Here is a 13,814-nt window from a genome sequence, read left to right on the forward strand (position 1 = left end):
GCAACCTGAAGCGACACCAGACAGCATTATCACAGCACCCTGAAGCAGCAGATACCGTCACCACAACAACCCAAGCGACACCAGATGGCATCAACGCAATATCTTCAGGCGGCGTTACTTCTGCAACTTCTCTTCCAGGTCCAGCAACTGCTCTGGCGTCACCGCCGGATAACTCTGTGCATCTTCTGGCACTTCATGCACCGCCGGAATCGGCACCAGCGGGCCGAGGAAACGAGGTTCACGTTTCATCAGATACAAATCGGCTAATGCGCCTAAACGAGCACCAACCTCGCGGAAACGCACCGACAGCATATTTTTCGGAGACGGCACCGCATAACACTGCGCCTGAATCCCCAGATGTTGGGCGATATACAGCGCGCGCTCACAGTGGAAGCGTTGTGTAATGATGATGAAATCATTGGTATCGAACACTTTGCGGGTGCGTACAATCGAGTCCAGCGTACGGAATCCGGCATAGTCGAGCACGATATCGGCAGGATCGATACCGGCTTTGATCAAATCCCGGCGCATGGTCATCGGTTCATTATAACTTTGCAGCGCGTTGTCACCGCTCAACAGCAGATAATTCACCTTGCCGCTGTTGTAAGCGTTGAGCGCACCCTGAATGCGATAGAGGTAATACTGATTGATCACGCCGGTGCGGTAATACTTGGCGGTGCCTAAGACCACCCCGACCTGACGATGCGGCAGCGAGGTGACATCTTCATAAATAAACGGGGCAGTTTTCCAGCTGATCCAGCGATCCAGGCCGAGCGCGGTCGCCACCATCAATAAGATGATGAAAAACAGACCAAAGAAAACGCGTTTAATCATGCGCGTAAGCACTCGGTTGGCGGAAAAAAGGATGGCTAAAGGCTACTTGAGGTGGGGGCGCTAAGCAAGTTTACGCCGGTTGGCTGGCGATATTTTAAGCGCAGCCGGTACTGAATTCACCGGCTGCGCTGTCTGCTTAGATAGACGTACGACGATAATGACGATACTGCGGCAGCCAGAAGTTGTTGTTCACGGCTTTTGACAGCACGTCTTCTGAGGTCACCACGGCCACGCCAGCCAACTGCGCTGCTTTACCCACTTCCATAGCGATCAGCTTCGAAACGCCCTGAATGTGTTTCAATTCTGGCAGCACCGGGCCTTCGCCATCGTTCACCAGCGGTGAGCAGTCAGCCAGGGCGCGGCTGGCGGTCATCAGCATCGAATCGGTGATGCGGGTAGCACCGGCGGCAATCACACCCAAACCAATACCTGGGAAGATATAGGAGTTGTTGCACTGGGCAATCGGGTAGGTTTTACCCTTCCAGGTTACCGGTGCAAATGGGCTGCCAGTCGCGACCAGCGCTTCACCGTCGGTCCAGGAGATGATATCTGCTGGGGTGGCTTCAACGCGTGAGGTTGGGTTTGACAGCGGCATCACGATCGGACGCTTGGTGTGCTTGTGCATCTCGCGGATGATCTCTTCGGTGAACAGACCCGGCTGACCTGACACACCAATCAGAATGTCTGGCTTCGCGTTGCGCACCACATCCAGCAGTGAAATAGAATCGCTGGTCACATCCCAGTCCTTCAGGTTTTCACTCTTCTGCACCAGTTTGCCCTGGAAATCGAGCAAATTAGGCAGTTTGTCGGTCAACAGACCAAAGCGATCGACCATCATCACGCGGGAACGTGCTTCGTCGTCGCTCAGACCTTCAGATTTCATCTGCGCGATGATCTGCTCCGCAATACCGCAACCAGCGGAACCGGCGCCGAGGAACACCACTTTCTGCTCGCACAGACGGCTGCCTGCGGCACGGCTGGCGGCGATTAGCGTGCCAACGGTAACGGCGGCAGTGCCCTGAATGTCATCGTTAAAGCAGCACACCTCATCGCGATAACGCTCCAGCAGGGGCATAGCGTTCTTCTGTGCAAAGTCCTCAAACTGCAGCAGCACGTTCGGCCAGCGGCGTTTCACTGCCTGGATAAATTCATCAACGAAGGCTTCGTACTCTTCGCCGGTGATACGCGGATGACGCCAGCCCATATACAGCGGGTCATTCAGCAACTGCTGATTGTTGGTACCGACATCCAGCACCACGGGCAGGGTATACGCCGGGCTGATCCCGCCACACGCGGTATACAGCGACAGCTTACCGATTGGGATACCCATACCGCCGATGCCGAGGTCACCGAGGCCGAGAATACGCTCGCCATCGGTCACCACGATCACTTTCACGTTCTGCTTAGTGGCGTTTTGCAGCATGTCTTCAATGCGATCGCGATTGTTATACGAGATGAACACACCGCGCGCACGACGATAAATTTCAGAGAAGTGTTCACAGGCCGCGCCGACGGTTGGGGTATAAATAATCGGCATCATCTCTTCCAGATGATTATCCAGCAGGCGGTAGAACAGCGTTTCGTTGGTGTCCTGGATGTTGCGCAGATAGACGTGCTTGTCGTTATTATTTTTGAAATCCAGGAACTGACGCCAGGCACGCTCTGCCTGCTCTTCGATGGTTTCAACGGCTTCGGGTAACAGGCCATTGAGGTTAAATTCGTTGCGTTCTTCCAGGGTGAAGGCGCTGCCTTTGTTCAGCAGCGGAAATTCCAGCAGAATCGGACCCGCGTAAGGAATATACAGCGGACGTTTACTTTCGTAGTCGAGTTCCATGCAGTCTTTGCTCCGGTTGCAGTGTTTTCTGACGTGTCACCGGGAAAAGGTAACGCCAGACCTGTTTCTTGTGAAGTAGTTCTGGCGCCCGATCCTATGAGGATTCTTGCAGATGTACAGCTTTTGTTAATAGAAAGTCACAAAAGCGATGAAAGGATCACTAAACTGATGTTTTCGAAACTAAAGTAAGTGAGAAATCTTCACAGCCCAGAGCCGCCAGCGTAGCGCGCGTGGCATCGCGCTGGCTTAACGTGCTGCCTTCACATTCGACTAAAACTGCCTGTTTAATCGTATCCAGTGCTTCATTACGCATGTTCATCATAATCAGCGCTGCCTGCAGCGGAGGCAGGCTTGGGTTGAAAGCGGCGTTTTCCGCATAGCGCCCGGTGAAGAGGTTACCGCTCTGGCTGCGCAGGGCCACACCACTGTAGCTGTGACTGTAGGGCGCATGACTGTTGTTCGCCGCCTCAATCGCCGCCTGCTGTAAGGCATCACCTTGCGCAGCGAAACCGTGATGAATCGGTGTCAGCAGACGTTCCGTGATATTCAGATCGGCGGGGCCAAACGCATCCGGCAGATAATCGCCCAAAGTACTCACTGCACGACCTGGCAGACTGATGCGGATCGCCGTGCCGCTGTTTAGCTCGTTCATAAACTGACGGCAGTGACCGCAAGGCGTGTAATTGACGGTGATGGCATCCAGTTTCTCTTCGCCGTGCAGCCAGGCATGAGTAATGGCGCTCTGCTCCGCATGCACGGTTTGCTGCAGCGGCGCATGTTCGAATTCCATGTTGGCACCGAAATACCAGTGACCACTCACTCCGCGTGAAATCGCACCCACATTGAAGTGAGACACCGGTGCCACCGCACAGCAGGCGGCAATCGGCAGCAGTGCCAGCGCCAGGGCATCATCATCCAGCCCCGTTTCCTGCTTCAGGCGCGCCACGTCTTGCGGGCGCAGTACGCCGTCAAAATCAGCTGCATCCAGCAAGGGATGAATCGCAGTTTGCAAGTCAGCGGGCAGGGCGGAGAAAGCAGCAGTAAATCGTGGATGCATGATGTGATGACCTCATTAACGCGTTAGCGGCGATGCGCCGCCTATGGGGTTATATGTGATCTGTGTCGCTATGACAATGTAAGCAGATTGAGTTGTTTCAACTTTGCGAGATCTCTCGCAAGTTTTAGCCCAACCAGTGCATCAGTAGCGGGAAAAGGAAGGGGGCCAGCAGCGATGTGATAATGCCGCAAATCACTAATGCCAAAGAGCTAAATGCCCCTTCCTGATAATCGATCTCTGCCGCGCGCGCCGTGCCTAAGGCATGCGATGCGTTACCAATCGCCAGGCCGCGTGAAGATTTGCTGTGTACCCTAAACAGATTTAGCAGCATATGGCCGAACACTGCGCCGAGCACGCCGGCAATCAACACGCAGATGGCGCTAATGGCGGGAATGCCGTGCAGCGAACCAGATACCGCCATGGCAATCGGCGTGGTGACGGATTTCGGCATAATCGTCGCGGCAATTTCTGGCGTAGCCCCCATCCACAGCGCAATAGCGGTGCCGGAGACCATCGCGGTGATGCTGCCAATAAAACAGACGCTGATAATGGTTTTCCAGCGTGCGCGAATCTGATGCATCTGTTCATACAGCGGCAAGGCCAGTGCGACCACCGCAGGTTGCAGCAGCTGATTAAGGAAGGTGCTGCCGGCAAAATAGCGGGTATAAGGGATATGGGTGAGCAGCAGGATCGGAATCACAATCGCCATCGCCACCAACAGCGGGTTAATGATCGATATATTGATTTTGGCTGCCAGCTTACGCGCCAGCAGATACGCCACCACGGTGAGCGGCAGTGACCACCAGGCGTCAGTCATGAGGCTGCTCCTTCGGGCGCTGCAAACGTTCGGCGCTCAGGCCAACGATTAACAGCACCATAAAGGTACTTACCACGCAGGAGACGACAATCGGTCCAAACTGCGCGCTCAGGATATCGGTGTAACCCATCACGCCGACGCTGATCGGGACAAACAGCAGCGCCATGTAGCGGATTAGTAAATGGCAGCCCGGTTTCACCCAACCGACCGGCAGAATTTGCAGCGCCAGCAAGGTAAACAGCAGCAGCATGCCGATAATGCTGCCCGGAATGGTAAACGGCAGCAGGGCTGCAATACCGTTTCCGGCATAGAGCGCGGCATAGATAATCACAAAGGCACGCAAATAGTGCCAGCAAGCAGTTAGCACGACAGGCTCCACAACAGAGGGTCGATAAAAAAGCCGCCCTGAAGGCGGCTTGTTCAATTACTTCACCTGCATTCCAGGCTGTGCACCGCTATCAACGGACAACACAAACAGGTCTGAACCGCCGGAACCGGCTGACAGCACCATGCCTTCTGAGATGCCGAAACGCATCTTACGCGGTGCCAGGTTAGCAACAATGATGGTCATCTTGCCAACCAATACTGACGGATCCGGATAGGCCGCGCGAATGCCCGAGAAGATCTGACGCTTCTCGCCGCCAAGATCCAGTTCCAGACGCAGCAGCTTGTCAGAACCTTCAACCAGCTCGGCTTTCTCGATCAGTGCTACACGCATATCAACTTTAGCGAAATCGTCGATAGTAATGGCTTCGCCAATCGGCGCATCCGCCAGAGGGCCGGTTACTGCTGGCTTGTTCGCCGCAGCTGCATCTTCTTTAGATGCTTCAATCAGGCCTTCAACTTTGGCCATTTCGATACGGCCATACAAGGCTTTGAAAGGCGCCACATCGTGATCCACCAGCGGCTGTGCAATCGCATCCCAGCTCAGTTCCGTGTTAAGGAAGGCTTCGGTACGCGCGCTCAGTGAAGGCAGCACCGGCTTCAGCCAGGTCATCAGAATGCGGAACAGGTTGATACCCATTGAGCAGATCGCTTGCAGGTCAGCATCTCGGCCTTCCTGTTTCGCCACCACCCACGGTGCCTGCTCATCCACATAGCGGTTAGCGATATCCGCCAGCGCCATGATTTCACGAATCGCGCGGTTGTACTCGCGGCTCGCCCAGGCTTCGCCAATCTTCTCTGAGGCATCGACAAAGGTCTGATACAGCGCCGGATCGGCCAGTTCGCTCGCCAGTTTGCCGCCAAAACGCTTAGTGATGAATCCAGCATTACGGGACGCGAGGTTCACCACCTTGTTGACGATATCGGCATTCACACGCTGCACGAAATCTTCCAGATTCAGGTCGATGTCGTCGATGCGTGAAGAGAGTTTCGCTGCGTAGTAATAACGCAGGCTGTCCGCATCCAGATGCTGCAGCCAGGTGCTGGCCTTAATGAAGGTGCCGCGTGATTTGGACATCTTCGCGCCGTTCACCGTCACATAACCGTGCACGAACAGGTTGGTCGGCTTGCGGAAGTTGCTGCCTTCCAGCATTGCAGGCCAGAACAGGCTGTGGAAGTAAACGATGTCTTTACCGATGAAGTGATACAGCTCGGTAGAAGAATCTTTTTTCCAGAACTCGTCGAAATCGATGTTACCGCGCTTGTCGCACAGGTTCTTGAAGGAACCCATGTAACCGATTGGCGCATCCAGCCACACGTAGAAGTATTTGCCCGGCGCGCCTGGAATTTCGAAACCGAAATAAGGCGCATCGCGGGAGATATCCCACTGCTGCAAGCCCGATTCGAACCATTCCTGCATTTTGTTCGCCACCTGCTCCTGCAACGCACCTGAACGAGTCCAGGTCTGCAACATCGCGCTGAATGAAGGCAGGTCGAAGAAGAAGTGCTCGGAATCACGCAGTACCGGCGTCGCGCCGGAAACCACGGATTTCGGATCGATCAACTCTGTCGGGCTGTAGGTCGCGCTGCACACTTCGCAGTTATCGCCGTACTGATCCGGTGACTTACATTTCGGGCAGGTGCCTTTGACAAAACGATCGGGCAGGAACATGCCTTTTTCCGGATCGTACAGCTGTGAAATGGTACGGTTCTTAATAAAACCGTTCTCTTTCAGACGACCGTAGATCAACTCTGACAGCTGACGGTTTTCATCGCCGTGCGTGGAGTGATAGTTGTCGTAGCTGATGTCGAAGCCAGCGAAGTCAGTTTCGTGCTCCTGCTTCATCTCGGCAATCATCTGCTCAGGTGGGATACCGAGCTGTTGTGCTTTCAGCATGATCGGCGTGCCGTGGGCATCGTCTGCGCAGATGAAGTAAACCTGGTTGCCACGCATTCGCTGGTAACGGACCCAAATGTCAGCCTGAATGTGCTCAAGCATGTGACCGAGATGGATTGAACCGTTTGCGTACGGCAGTGCGCACGTTACCAGAATTTTTTTAGCGACTTGAGTCATAGTTTGCGTAGCGTTCCGTGAATAAAAATCGGGCTTAGATGTTACCCGAAGCACCCTCTGGCGTAAACACAACTGGACGGCATCTGATATTATTGAAAGCACATCGCCGATATCTGGCGTGATGAAAACACAAGGAGTTGGGATGACTTCACAATCCCGGGAACATCATTCACCCGAAGCATTGCGCGCGGTGGTTATCGGCGTGCTGAGTGACTTTGAACATCCGACGCTGCATCACAATCTGACGACCTTGAAAGCCCTGCGCCATGTGGCACTGCTCGACGGCAAGCTGCACATCGAACTGGTGATGCCGTTTGCCTGGGCCTCGGCCTTCGAAGAGCTGAAGGCACAAGTCAGCGCCGAACTGCTGCGTCTCACCCATGCGAGCGCTATCGACTGGCGTTTGCGCCACGACATTGCCACGCTGAAGCGCGTGAAAAATCATCCTGGCGCAACAGGCGTGAAGAACATCATTGCGGTGAGTTCCGGTAAAGGCGGCGTGGGCAAATCCAGCACCGCGGTGAACATGGCGCTGGCATTGATCGCCGAAGGTGCGAAGGTCGGTATTCTCGATGCCGATATTTACGGCCCGTCGATTCCCAATATGCTCGGCACCGAAAGCCAGCGTCCGACCTCGCCGGATGGCACGCATATGGCGCCGATCATGGCGCACGGACTGGCGACCAACTCGATCGGCTACCTGGTCACCGATGAAAATGCCATGGTATGGCGCGGCCCGATGGCCAGTAAAGCGCTGATGCAGTTGCTCAACGAGACGATGTGGCCGGATCTCGATTACCTGATTCTCGATATGCCACCGGGCACCGGGGATATCCAGTTGACGCTGGCGCAAAACGTCCCGGTGACGGGCGCGCTGGTGGTCACCACGCCACAGGACATCGCCCTGATTGATGCGCGAAAAGGCATTGTGATGTTTGAGAAGGTCAGCGTGCCGGTGTTGGGGGTGGTGGAGAACATGAGCATTCATATTTGCAGCGAATGCGGCCATCATGAGCCGATTTTTGGCACCGGCGGCGCGCAGAAACTGGCGGCGGATTACCACACGCAGCTGCTGGCGCAACTGCCGCTGCATATCAATCTGCGTGAGGATCTGGATGATGGTGAACCAACGGTGATCCGTCGTCCGGACAGCGAATTCACCGCACTGTACCGTCAGTTAGCCGGACGTGTGGCGGCACAGCTTTACTGGCAGGGTGATGTGATTCCGGCCGATATTGCCTTCCGCGCGGTTTAACGCTTCACTTTTCCGCTGGCGCGCGCCGCCAGCGGAAAATGCATCAGCACATATTTTCCTTGCTCGCTCTCACCGGTGGCTTCACGCTGCCAGCCGTGTTTCAGGTAAAACGCCTGCGCTAACTCGTTCAGCATCAGACATTTCAGCACGCCGGTTGAGGTAAAGCGCTTCTGCACCGCCTCCAGCAAGGCGCTACCGACGCCGCGACCTTGAAATGCAGGATCGACATACAGGCTGTGCAGGAAGTTGTCATTAGGAAGGATGCCCGCGAACCCGGCACGATGCCCATCTACCAACGCGACTAACACCGTCTCCCCCAAAATCACGCCATCCAGATCTTCCAGTGCCCAATCATCGCCATCCAGCCAGGTCCAGTTGTGACGACGTGCTGCAAGAAACAGTGTGCGCAGAAAAGGGCGGTCGGCTTCCTCAAATAATCGAATGTCCAAGCACGGGCTCCATCATAAACAAGGGTATGTAGCGTGGCGGTCGCTTTAAATGGCAACCCCTACAGCAAAGCAGGATTTTCGTGGGGTGCAAATTAATGCGTAGTTTTGCCATGAATGGCGGTCGTCACAACTTGCGACCCCAGGTAACACTAGCCGACGAAAAAAGATAAAGCCTGTCAAATCATCAGGCTTTCTGTGTAGAATGCCGCGGCAAGCCGCATGGAATCTGGCATCAGCACTTTGATAGCTTTTGATTATCTGATTGATAACGACTGCATATTAGAAGTTGGCCCGGAAAAACTGTAACTTGCATCACATCTTTTAACGGAGGTCACCATGTCCATCATTAATACCAAAATCAAACCATTCAAAAACGCAGCGTTCAAAAACGGCGAATTCATCGACGTAACCGAGAAAGACGTTGAAGGTAAATGGAGTGTATTCTTCTTCTACCCGGCTGACTTCACCTTCGTTTGCCCAACTGAGCTGGGTGACGTGGCAGACCATCACGAAGAACTGCAGAAACTGGGCGTAGACATCTACTCTGTTTCTACTGACACGCACTTTACCCACAAAGCCTGGCACGGTTCTTCCGAAACCATCGCAAAAATCAAATACGCGATGATCGGCGACCCAACTGGCGCACTGACCCGTAACTTCGAAATCATGCGCGAAGACGAAGGTCTGGCAGATCGCGGTACCTTCATTGTTGACCCACAGGGCATCATCCAGGCTATCGAAATCACCGCTGAAGGCATTGGCCGTGACGCATCTGACCTGATCCGCAAAATCAAAGCGGCTCAGTATGTGGCTTCTCACCCAGGTGAAGTTTGCCCAGCTAAATGGAAAGAAGGCGAAGCAACACTGGCTCCATCTCTGGACCTGGTTGGCAAAATCTAAGTCACACCCAGCGATTCGATCTTTCTCAATCGGGTGCTACGGCACCCGATTTTCTTGACAGGAACTCACTATGCTCGATACCAATTTAAAAACACAGCTCAAGGCTTACCTTGAGAAATTAACGAAACCGGTTGAGTTGATTGCCACACTGGATGATGGCGCTAAATCTGCGGAGATCCGTTCTCTGTTAGCCGATATCGCGAGCTTGTCAGAAAAAGTCAGCTTCCGTGAAGAGAATGATCGTCCGGTTCGTAAACCCTCTTTCCTGATCACTAACCCAGGCAGCCAGAGCGGCCCACGCTTCGCCGGTTCGCCAATGGGTCACGAATTTACTTCACTGGTGCTGGCCCTGCTGCAGACCGGTGGACACCCTTCGAAAGAGTCGCAGAGCCTGCTGGAGCAAGTGATTGCTCTGGACACCGACCTGCATTTCGAAACCTATTACTCGCTGTCATGCCACAACTGTCCTGACGTGGTACAGGCGCTGAACCTGATGGCGGTGCTGAACCCACGCATCAGCCACACCGCGATTGATGGCGGCATGTTCCAGAACGAAATCACCGAACGTAACGTGATGGGCGTTCCAGCGGTATTCCTGAACGGCAAAGAGTTCGGTCAGGGCCGTCTGAGCCTGGCGGAAATCGTTGGCAAAGTGGACACCAACGCTGAGAAACGTGCAGCAGAAGAGCTGAACAAGCGTGACGCCTATGAAGTGCTGATCGTCGGCAGCGGCCCGGCTGGCGCAGCGGCAGCGATTTACTCGGCACGTAAAGGTATCCGCACTGGCCTGATGGGCGAGCGTTTTGGTGGTCAGGTGCTCGACACCGTGGACATCGAAAACTACATCTCCGTACAGAAAACCGAAGGCGCCAAGCTGGCCGGTTCACTGCGTGCCCACGTCGATGATTACGATGTTGACGTCATCGACACCCAGAGCGCCATCAAGCTGATTCCTGCGGCGAAAGAGGGCGGTCTGCACGCGATTGAAACCGCGTCTGGCGCAGTGCTGAAATCACGCAGCATCATCATTGCCACCGGCGCACGCTGGCGCAACATGGGTGTGCCGGGCGAAGAACAGTATCGCACCAAAGGCGTGACCTACTGCCCACACTGCGATGGCCCGCTGTTCAAAGGCAAGCGCACTGCAGTTATCGGCGGCGGTAACTCCGGCGTTGAAGCGGCTATCGACCTCGCGGGTCTGGTTGAGCACGTGACGCTGCTGGAATTCGCCAGCGAAATGCGCGCCGACAAAGTGCTGCAGGACAAACTGCGCAGCCTGAAAAACGTCGATGTGATTTTGAATGCGCAGACCACCGAAGTGAAAGGCGACGGCAGCAAAGTCACCGGCTTGAGCTACATCGACCGTAACAACCAGACCAGCCACGAGATCGCGCTGAGCGGCATCTTCGTGCAGATTGGTCTGTTGCCGAACACCACCTTCCTGGAAGGCGCGGTAGAACGTAACAAGATGGGCGAGATCATCATCGACGCCAAATGCGAAACCAGCCTGAAAGGCGTGTTCGCGGCGGGTGACTGCACCACGGTGCCATACAAGCAGATCATCATCGCCAGCGGTGAAGGCGCGAAAGCCTCACTCAGCGCTTTCGATTACCTGATCCGCACCCAACCGGCTGAATAAGTTTTATTGCGATAGCCACGCAGCAGCCCCGTAACGGATGTTACGGGGCTTTTTTTTTGCCTGCGATTTAGCGGAAGAGGCGAGTACATTAAATTTGTGGTTTGGTTGTAGACTGAAAACATTCGATATTGGTTAAACCCTACTCACTGCGGAATTGGGATGAAGGCACTTTTATATGGATTTCTGACGGGGCTGGTGCTGGCCTTTTGCGCCATGGTGCCGGCCGCAGCGCAGGTTTATCAGCAGTTGCCGCATCATGAGGCACTTACGGATGCCGATCGTGCCTGGATCAAGGCGCATCCGGTTGTCACCTACACTATTGAACAGCGCTGGCCTGAAGAGATTATCCGGGATGGGCAACACACCGGTTTAACTCGCACGGTGCTGGATGAACTGGAGCAGCGCACCGGTTTACGCTTCGTGTTCGTGCCGCCTGAACAGGCGCTGATCGATCCGCCGATGCTGCTGCCCTCGGTGCTGGAAAAGCTGCTCACGCCTGAAGAGCGCCAGCGCTGGCTGTGGACCCAATCCTGGACCAACACTTTGCCGGTGATTGTCGGCAAGTTTGATACCGTGCGCATTCGTTCGCTGACGAGGATGGAAGGGCAAAGATTGGGCATTCTGCGTAACAGCGGTTACGCGCCCTGGCTGCGTCAGCACTATCCCGCTATTCAGTTAGTGACGTTTGACTCGTTACCCGAGGCGCTTGAGCAGGTGGAGCAGGGCAAACTGCCTGCGGTGATTGCCTCCAGCATTGTGATGCTGCCTGTACTGCAACGTCACTACATTGATCGACTAGCCATTGCTGCGCAGGTGCCGGAGATGGCCAGCGGTATCCATATGGCTGTAACGCCTGATGCACCGAGATTGCATGAGATTCTCGATAAAGCCATGGAGAACATCAGCAGTTACGATGTGCAGCGCATCTATCTGCGCTGGATTCCGATAGTCGAAGTGGGTACGCCACGGCTGGGCGTGCTCCTTTATCTTTACCCGTTCCAGATAGCCATCGGCACCATCATGCTGATTGTGATTCTGTTAGCTCTTGCCAGCGCCCGGCGTTCGAAAAAGCGTGCTCAGCAGAGCGAACAGGCTAAAAGTGAATTTCTCGCGGTGATGAGCCATGAAATCCGTACGCCGATGAACGCCATTATTGCGTCGCTGGAATTGCAGCAGAAGCCCTCGACGCCAGCGAAACAGCAGGAGTATCAGGCGCTGGCGCTCTCGGCTTCCCAGGACATGTTAGAACTGCTCAACAACGTGCTGGACCACAGCAAAATCAGCCAACAACAAATGCCACTGCAACTCGCGCCCTGTGACTTGAGCGCCTTGCTGGCCGCCGTGTGCGACAGCCAGCGCCCGGCGGCCGAGCGCAAAGGGCTGGCGCTCACGCTGCAATTGGAGCCTGCGTTGCAAGGGCAGTGGTTTGAGGCTGATGCGCATCGTCTGAGGCAAATCGTCAACAATCTGCTGTCAAACGCGGTGAAATTTACCGACAGCGGCGAAATTACGCTATTAGCTCATTGGCATGATGACAAAGTGATGTTGTCGGTGCGCGATACCGGCATTGGTATCGCACCCGGCGATCAGCAGCGTCTGTTTCAAGTCTGGCAACAGGCAGAGAACAGCGGTGCGCGTCTGCGCGGCGGCAGCGGTCTCGGCTTGTATCTGTGCCGTCAGCTAACACGTCAAATGGGCGGGGAATTAACCCTGAATAGCGAGCCTGGCGTGGGCAGTACCTTTCGCTGTGAGCTGCCGTTATTACCCTGCGAAGCAGGCGCTCCCGATTCCTCAGCCAATGCTTTAACGGCGATTGCCGCCGATATTTCCGTGCTGGTGGTGGAAGATCATCCGGCTAACCAGCAGGTGCTCGCCGCCCAGCTCATACAGCTGGGCTGCCATTACGAGTTGGCAGAAAGCGCCGAGCAAGCGATGCGCTTGCTGAAAGAAGAAAACTATTACGATCTGATGCTGCTGGACTGCAACCTGCCCGGCAAAGACGGTTACTGGCTCGCCACACAAATCCGGCAGTTTGAACGCGCACAGCAGCGCGATCGCACCCCATTAATCGCCATCTCAGCAATCAGTGGCGCAGAGCATCTCCAGCGTTGTCAGCAGAGCGGCATGGATGATGTGCTGGTGAAACCGATTCGACTTAACGATCTTGCCAGCAAGCTGGGAGTCTTTTATCCAGGCAAGGCAACGGCACCGGCGGTTAACAGCGAAATGCAGATGTGGCTGAAACAGGATCTTGACCATTTCGCCCAAGCCTGCGACGAGCAAAATCAGCAAAACATGATCTACTTTATTCATCGTGTCAGGGGTGTGGCGCTAATGTATCAACTTGATACATTGGCAAACATCAGCGATGAGATCGAAACCCACCTGCGGCAGCAATGCGCGATTGATGTCGAACTCATGGCGCACTGGCGCCAGCAACTTCAACAGCATAGCCCGCTCAGCGAAACGTATTGAGAGTGCTCTTGTAGTGAATTAGACGATATTTTCATCAAATACCCGGACTTTTTCGCGCGTGGCTTCGGCCATCCAACGCCCTAACGGCCAGGTTAT

11 protein-coding genes are annotated in these 13,814 nt (G+C 54.8%); 4 read left to right on the top strand and 7 right to left on the bottom strand.

The annotated features are described in order from the left end of the window. Window positions 1-114 precede the first annotated feature (114 nt). The 6 genes from sanA to metG form a co-directional block, all read right to left on the bottom strand. Window positions 115-834 carry an outer membrane permeability protein SanA gene (gene sanA / locus F3J37_RS23305; RefSeq protein WP_166936127.1) on the bottom strand — a complete coding sequence of 240 codons (720 nt, stop codon included), beginning with the start codon at window positions 832-834 and terminating at the stop codon, window positions 115-117. Between the two features lie 136 nt (window positions 835-970). Next, a complete protein-coding gene (locus tag F3J37_RS23310; protein ID WP_034824900.1) occupies window positions 971-2,668 on the bottom strand; it encodes an NAD-dependent malic enzyme in 1,698 nt (565 codons plus the stop codon). 160 nt (window positions 2,669-2,828) lie between these two features. After that, window positions 2,829-3,725 carry a cytidine deaminase gene (gene cdd / locus F3J37_RS23315; protein WP_166936129.1) on the bottom strand — a complete coding sequence of 299 codons (897 nt, stop codon included), beginning with the start codon at window positions 3,723-3,725 and terminating at the stop codon, window positions 2,829-2,831. A 124-nt stretch (window positions 3,726-3,849) separates the two neighbouring features. Beyond that, window positions 3,850-4,542 carry a CidB/LrgB family autolysis modulator gene (locus F3J37_RS23320; protein WP_166936131.1) on the bottom strand — a complete coding sequence of 231 codons (693 nt, stop codon included), beginning with the start codon at window positions 4,540-4,542 and terminating at the stop codon, window positions 3,850-3,852. After that, on the bottom strand, window positions 4,535-4,909 hold the full coding sequence (locus F3J37_RS23325) for a CidA/LrgA family protein (protein ID WP_034824894.1): 375 nt from the start codon (window positions 4,907-4,909) through the stop codon (window positions 4,535-4,537). The genes F3J37_RS23320 and F3J37_RS23325 overlap by 8 nt, the downstream gene beginning before the upstream one ends. Before the next feature lie 57 nt (window positions 4,910-4,966). Continuing rightward, window positions 4,967-7,054: a methionine--tRNA ligase gene (metG, locus tag F3J37_RS23330; protein WP_369410694.1), complete on the bottom strand. Its 2,088-nt coding sequence runs from the start codon at window positions 7,052-7,054 to the stop codon at window positions 4,967-4,969. A gap of 88 nt (window positions 7,055-7,142) precedes the next feature. Between metG and apbC the strand changes: the two genes are divergently transcribed. Next, a complete protein-coding gene (apbC, locus tag F3J37_RS23335) occupies window positions 7,143-8,255 on the top strand; it encodes an iron-sulfur cluster carrier protein ApbC (RefSeq protein ID WP_034824889.1) in 1,113 nt (370 codons plus the stop codon). On the opposite strand, the gene F3J37_RS23340 is transcribed toward apbC, so the two are convergent. After that, complete coding sequence (locus F3J37_RS23340) at window positions 8,252-8,704, bottom strand: GNAT family N-acetyltransferase (RefSeq protein ID WP_166936135.1); 453 nt, start codon at window positions 8,702-8,704, stop codon at window positions 8,252-8,254. The two genes, apbC and F3J37_RS23340, sit on opposite strands and share 4 nt — an antisense overlap. A 336-nt stretch (window positions 8,705-9,040) precedes the next feature. Here F3J37_RS23340 and ahpC point away from each other — a divergent pair, with 336 nt between their 5' ends. From ahpC to F3J37_RS23355, 3 genes are all read left to right on the top strand, one after another. Next, complete coding sequence (gene ahpC / locus F3J37_RS23345) at window positions 9,041-9,604, top strand: alkyl hydroperoxide reductase subunit C (protein ID WP_034824884.1); 564 nt, start codon at window positions 9,041-9,043, stop codon at window positions 9,602-9,604. 70 nt (window positions 9,605-9,674) lie between these two features. Next, on the top strand, window positions 9,675-11,243 hold the full coding sequence (gene ahpF, locus F3J37_RS23350) for an alkyl hydroperoxide reductase subunit F (protein ID WP_034824881.1): 1,569 nt from the start codon (window positions 9,675-9,677) through the stop codon (window positions 11,241-11,243). Between the two features lie 159 nt (window positions 11,244-11,402). Further along, window positions 11,403-13,718, top strand: a complete 2,316-nt coding sequence (locus F3J37_RS23355) for an ATP-binding protein (protein ID WP_166936137.1) — start codon at window positions 11,403-11,405, stop codon at window positions 13,716-13,718. Window positions 13,719-13,814: the final 96 nt, after the last annotated feature.

This window comes from Candidatus Pantoea communis, assembly GCF_011752685.1.
Lineage (GTDB): Bacteria > Pseudomonadota > Gammaproteobacteria > Enterobacterales > Enterobacteriaceae > Pantoea > Pantoea communis.